This is a genomic window from Streptomyces sp. NH27, assembly GCF_056859195.1.
The window spans coordinates 1-5832 of the sequence record NZ_JACEGK010000515.1 but is presented as its reverse complement, the minus strand read 5'-3'; the positions used below and the strand labels follow the sequence as shown (position 1 = coordinate 5832).

The following is a 5832-nucleotide window of genomic DNA, read 5'->3' as shown; positions in this document are numbered from 1 at the left end:
GCACGCCCCCATCCTGCCGCGGCCCGCGACGCCGCCCCCCACTTGCCGACCGGTCTCAGTCGAAGACGTGAGCGGGGGGTGACGGGGAGGCGGTGGCCGTGGCGTCGGTGATGACGGGGGCGCCGGCGGTGAAGTCGGCGAGGGCGCGGCCGTGTTCGAGGCGGCCCGGGTGGGGGTCGGTGGCGACACGGCGGGTGAGTTCGGCGACCGGGAGGGGGCGGTCGGCGGCGAGGAGGATCGCGTTGCCGAAGCGCCGGCCGCGCAGCACCGCCGGGTCGGCGGCGACCGCGGTCTCGCTGAACACGGCCTGTGCGGTGGCGACTTGGCCGCGCAGGAAGGCGAGCGCGCCGCCGTCGGTGAGGTTGGCGGCGTAGTGGCCCTGGGGGTCGAGCGCACGGCGGATGTCGGCGAGGAACTCGGCGCTGGTCAGGTGCGCGGGAGTGCGGGCGGCCGCGAAGACGTCGGCGATCAGCAGGTCGGCCCAGCCGTCGGGGACCTTCGCCAGTCCCTCCCGCGCGTCGCCGCCGCGTACCTTGATCCGCCAGGTGCGGTCCCACGGGAGTTCGGCCCGGACCAGTTCGGTCAGCGCGGTGTCGAGCTCGACGACCTGCTGGGTCGAGCGCGGCCGGGTGTGCGCGGTGTAGCGGGCGAGGGTGAGCGCGCCGCCGCCGAGGTGCACCACCCGTAGCGGGCGGCCGGGCGGCGCGGCGAGGTCGATGATGTGGCCGAGCCTGCGCTGGTAGGCGAAGTCGAGGTGGGCCGGGTCGGCGAGGTCGACGTGGGACTGCGGGGCACCGCCCACCAGCAGCGTCCATGCCTGTGGCCGCTCGCGGTCCGGGCGCAGCTCGGCGAGGCCGCCGCCCACGGGGGTGGTGCGGGGATCCGCGGGGCTGCGCCGATTACGTGCCATGGTCCGATTATCGACCGCCGGCACCGGCCACCGTTCACCCGGCCACGGACGCGTACCGGTGTGGATGCGGGTAGGGGCGCGGGTGCAGGTGTGGATGCGGGTGCGGATGCGGGTGGGCGCCCGCGCACGCCGCCCTCACGACGACGCCGGAGGCTGCTGTGCGAACCCGTCGACCAGCTCGATGGTCCGGGCGGCCGCGCCCAGCGCCTCCCGCAGCACCGCCGGGTCCGTCACCGGCCGGTCGGTGTGCGGCGGGACCAGCCAGCCGTTGCCGCAGGCCGTCGGATCGCCGTCCGTACGGTGGCAATGGCTGCCGGGCAGGTCCCAGCCGTCCGCGGTGCCCGGCGGGACCAGGAACGCCAGGCTGTCCGCCGCGCGGTCGTGGAACACCGGCCCCACGCCCGTGCTCAGCCGCAGCAGGTCCACGGCCTCCAGGCCCTGCCTGGACGGCACGGTCACCACGTCCCGCGCCGGGGGCACGCTCGTTTCGGGGCTGTGGCCCGAAGCACTGCTCTTCTCCACGGCAACCTCCCTCCAAGGGGAGCCGACGTGATCGGCTCCCACTTGTTACAACGGGATCCGCTGTACCGGGGGGGCACCGCCAGGGGTGGCGTTACCTGGCGAATCCCCACGCCGCCCCCCTGTTCGGGGGTGGGTGGCTGGGCACCGAGGGGCCGGCGGGTACCGGGAGGCTGCGGGGGCGCTTGGGACCGGCCCGGGGCCTGCCCTATTCGAGGTGCGCCGTATCGTTCCAGCGTTCGACCGCCGGCGCTCCGTAGGCCCAGCCGAGGACCGACAGCGAGGCCGGGTCGAGGCGCAGCGCGGCCGCGAAGGCCGGGTCGAGACCGAGCCATCGCGCGCCCAGGACGCGCAGGAAGTGCCCGTGCGCGAAGACCAGCACGTCGCGGGGGGCGGACCGCGCCCACTCGATCACCTCGTCCGCGCGTTCGGCGACCGCGGCCAGCGTCTCCCCGCCGGGCACCCCGTCCCGCCAGATGTGGAAGCCGGGCCGCAGTTCCTGGAGCTGCGCGGGCGTCAGCCCTTCGTACCGGCCGTAGTCCCATTCGAGCAGCGCGTCCCACTCCTTGGCCCGGCCGAACCCGGCGAGGTCGGCGGTGCCGGAGGCGCGCTGCAGTGGCGAGGTGCGGACCTCCGCGTCGGGCAGGCCGCTCCAGGGGGCGCGGGCGAGGCGTTCGCCGAGCAGCAGCGCGGTGCGCCGGCCCTCGTCGGTGAGCGGCATGTCGGTGCGGCCGGTGTGCCGCCCGGTGCGGGACCACTCCGTCTGCCCGTGCCGGACCAGGAGGATACGCGGCGCCACCACTGCCATACCGAAGGACCTTTCGCGGACCGGGCCGAAAACGCCTCCATCATCGCCCACCGCCGTCAGTCCTCGGCGAGCAGCCCTCGCAGCAGCCGGTCGAGCCCCCATTCGTACTGCGCCCCGGTGTCCTCCTGCGCGCACAGCAGCTCGGGGACCAGCGAGACCAGGGAGGGGTAGCGCTCGGCCGGCAGGGCGCCCAGCTTGGCCCGGACCCGCTCGCGCGCCCCCTCGTCGGACATCACGCGGGTGCGTCGGTTGCTCCACAGCGCGGAGCCCACGGTGTACTGCATCAACGTCACATGGGCGTGCACCGCGGCCTGCCGGGACAGCCCGGACCTGCGCAGCAGCGCGAGCATCCGGTCGATCACGGCGATCGCGTCGTCGCCGCGGGTGGGGCGGGTGAGGAGCTGGAGCGCGGACGGGTGCTCGGTGAAGAGCCGGTAGACGCCGAGGCAGACCTCGCGCAGTTCGCGGTCCGGGTGGGCGCCGCAGGCACTCGGCAACTCCACGGTGTCCAGCAGGCGCTGGGCGACGGCGTCGCTGATCTCGTCCTTGCCGCGGAAGTGCGAGTAGACCGCCATCGTGGCGACGCCCAGCTGCTCGGCAAGCGCACGCATGGTGAAAGCCTCGGCGCCGTCCCGATCGAGCAGAGCGATGGCGGCATCAAGGATACGATCCGGGTTGAGCGTGTTGCGGGGTGCGCGGCGCCGTGGGGAGCGGAGCGGCTGGGCCGACGGGGGTACCGACATCGGGATCTCTGTTCTCGTCCTTCGTACCTCGCGGCAGGCAACCAGGGAGCGGAACCGGGCGTCCTTCGCGGTGGGCTTACCCTGCATGACCGGGCTGAACACCATACGAACTCGGGGTATCTGCAAAACTTCGGGGGCGATGTGCGCCGCACTTAACGTACGGCGTACGGTTAAGCCTACGCCACCCGACCAGACCGCCGGAGCAGCGGCCAACGGAGAACCTGGAGAGACGTCCGGATGACGATCACTGCCACTGCGCCGCGCGCCGCTGCCTACCGCGGCAGGCTGCGCTGGTGGACCGAACTTCCGCTCATCGCCGTGGTCTACGCGCTCTACTCCGGAGCGCGGCTGCTGGTGCGCGGCGACGTGAGCGGCGCCGTGCAGCACGGCGCCGACATCCTGCACTTCGAGCAGATCCTGCACCTCGACCCGGAGCGCTGGTTCAACCGGCTGTTCACCGACCACGCCTTCCTCGGCGTGCCGGCCGACTTCGCGTACGCGTCGCTGCACTACATAGTCACGCCGACGGTCCTGGTCTGGCTGTGGCGCCGCCGGCCCACCCACTACCGGATGGCTCGCACCTGGCTGATGCTGTCCACCCTGATCGGGCTGGTCGGCTTCACCCTGCTACCCACCGCGCCGCCCCGACTGCTCACCGGCCACCACGGCTTCATAGACACGATGGCCCAGTACGGCTCCTACGGCTGGTGGGGCAGCGACGCGAGCGCGCCGCGCGGCATGGGCGACCTCACCAACCAGTACGCGGCGATGCCGAGCCTGCACGTCGGCTGGTCGCTGTGGTGCGGGATCATGCTCTTCCGCTACGGCCGGCACTGGACGGTGCGCACCCTCGGCGTGATCTACCCGCTGATGACCGCGTTCGTGGTGATGGGCACCGCCAACCACTACCTGCTGGACGCCGCCGCGGGCGTGATGGTGATGGGCGTCGGCTTCGTGCTGGCCAAGCCGGCGCTGCGGATGGTGGACGCGTTGTACACGCGGTACGGCTTCGGGCGTACGGCCTCGGCCCAGGCTGCGGGCACGGCTACGGCTACGGCTACGGTGCCCGCGCCGGCCGGTTCCGCCGGTGCCGCCGGTTCCATATCCGGTGTCACGTCCGATGCCGCAGGAGCGGTCGCGGCGGCTGCCCCGGAGCACGACCTGGCGGCGGAGAGCGCGGAGCCCGCGGCCACGCCGTCCGTACCGCGCCCGATGTCGGCGCCCGACGCCAGAACCGACACCGCGGCCCTGCCCGACGGCGAACCGGCCGCCCGCAACTGACCGCGCGGGCCTGCCTGTCGGCCGACACCCGGGCTCACTCCGGGCGTGCGTTGCGGGCGCCTCGGCCCGGTTGTCAGTGCCGGATGCCACACTCTCACGGGTGAGCACTACGCACTCCCTGCGGGAGCGGCTGGCCGTTCTGCGCGGTCCCGCCACCACCCCCCGCCCGATGGACGCGCGGGCGCTGGCCGCACTCGCCGCCAACCCCGGCTGCAAGCGCCGCGCGGTGATGGACGCCGCCGGGGTGGACAAGGGCGCCGTCGCCGAAGCGCTCGGCTCCCCCGCCCGGTTCGGCCAGTCCCGGTTCGCCTTCTCCCGCGGCCACGCCTTCGAAGCCCGGGTCAAGGCCGACGGCTGCGCCGAACTGCTGCGGCTGCTCGGCGCGGAGGGCAAGGCGGTGCTGCCCGACCTGTCGGCGCCCGGGCCCGAGGGCCGGGTGGCCAGGACCCGGATGGCGCTGGCCGAGGCCGTACCGGGCGAGTGGACCCTGCTCGACCACCCGCTGCTCGCGCTGGATGTCGCGGGCTCCACGGTCCACCTCGAACCCGACGCGGTGGCGGTCGCGCCCGACGGCACCTGGACCGTGGTCGAGATCAAGTCCTTCCCGATCCTGGACGGCGGCGCCGACGCGATGAAGGTCGGCGCGGCGGCCCGGCAGTCGGCGGTCTACGTACTCGCGCTGGACGCCGTCGCACCCGGCCGGACCCGCGCCGACATCATGCTGGTCTGCCCCAAGGACTTCTCCAACCTGCCCACCGCCGACCGGGTCGACATCCGCAAGCAGCTCGCCGTCACCCGCCGCCAGCTCACCCGGCTCACCCGGATCTCGGACATCGCCGACATGCTGCCCGAGGGCACCACCTTCGACCTGTCGTACACGCCCGACGGCCGCACCCCCACCCGACCGCAGGCCGAACTGGCCGCCGCCGTGGACACCGTCCCCGCCGCGTACGCGCCCGAGTGCCTGTCCACCTGTGAGCTGGCCTTCCACTGCCGGGACCGCTCCCGCGCGGCGGGCAAGGTCGAGGCCCTGGGCCGTTCGCTGCGCGGCGAACTCGGCGACCTCACGACCGTCGAGGCGGTGCTCGCCGCAGCCCACGGCCGGGCGGGCGACCCGCGCGACCCGGCGGTCGCGGCGCTGCGCCGTGCCGCCGCGCTGCGCGAGGAGGCGATGGCCGCCGCGCGGGACACCGCGGGTGATCCGGGCGAGCCCGATACGGGCGGCGGCCGCGACCGGGCCCACGACACTGCGGCGGGTGCGCCCCGCGCTTCCGGCCCGACGCCGGACCCGGCCCGGACCCCCGCCCACGTCCCGGCCCCGGCGCAGACGCCCGCGCCGGCCGCCGCCGAGCCGCCGGCCACCGCCCCTGGGCGTACGACGGGAGGCCCGGCATGAGCGTGCTGCACACCCTTGCCCGGGCCGAGGCGGTCGCGGCCCGCCGGGCCGTCCCGGCGGCGACCGTACGCCACTGCCACCTCTCCGACCGGCCGCTGGTGCTGGTGCCGCTCACCACCGCGGGTGAGGCGGGCGCGCCGCTGGGCGCGATGATCGGCACCGACCGGGACACTCC

At 74.6% G+C, this 5832-nt stretch carries 5 protein-coding genes and 1 pseudogene; 2 read left to right on the top strand and 4 right to left on the bottom strand.

Annotated elements, in window-relative coordinates; genetic code table 11:
• Window positions 1-55 precede the first annotated feature (55 nt).
• The 4 genes from AC13HU_RS30745 to AC13HU_RS30730 form a co-directional block, all read right to left on the bottom strand.
• Complete coding sequence (locus AC13HU_RS30745; protein WP_483045248.1) at window positions 56-910, bottom strand: spermidine synthase; 855 nt, start codon at window positions 908-910, stop codon at window positions 56-58.
• A gap of 135 nt (window positions 911-1045) precedes the next feature.
• On the bottom strand, window positions 1046-1432 hold the full coding sequence (locus tag AC13HU_RS30740; RefSeq protein WP_483045247.1) for a hypothetical protein: 387 nt from the start codon (window positions 1430-1432) through the stop codon (window positions 1046-1048).
• A gap of 205 nt (window positions 1433-1637) precedes the next feature.
• Window positions 1638-2228, bottom strand: a complete 591-nt coding sequence (locus AC13HU_RS30735) for a histidine phosphatase family protein (protein ID WP_483045249.1) — start codon at window positions 2226-2228, stop codon at window positions 1638-1640.
• Between the two features lie 65 nt (window positions 2229-2293).
• On the bottom strand, window positions 2294-2980 hold the full coding sequence (locus AC13HU_RS30730; protein WP_483045246.1) for a TetR/AcrR family transcriptional regulator: 687 nt from the start codon (window positions 2978-2980) through the stop codon (window positions 2294-2296).
• A 237-nt stretch (window positions 2981-3217) separates the two neighbouring features.
• Here AC13HU_RS30730 and AC13HU_RS30725 point away from each other — a divergent pair, with 237 nt between their 5' ends.
• Together AC13HU_RS30725 and AC13HU_RS30720 are read left to right on the top strand one after the other, a co-directional pair.
• A complete protein-coding gene (locus AC13HU_RS30725; RefSeq protein WP_483045245.1) occupies window positions 3218-4261 on the top strand; it encodes a phosphatase PAP2 family protein in 1044 nt (347 codons plus the stop codon).
• Window positions 4262-4331: 70 nt separating this feature from the next.
• Window positions 4332-5444 (top strand): annotated as a pseudogene (locus tag AC13HU_RS30720) (hypothetical protein); the annotation flags it as partial.
• Between the last annotated feature and the right edge of the window lie 388 nt (window positions 5445-5832).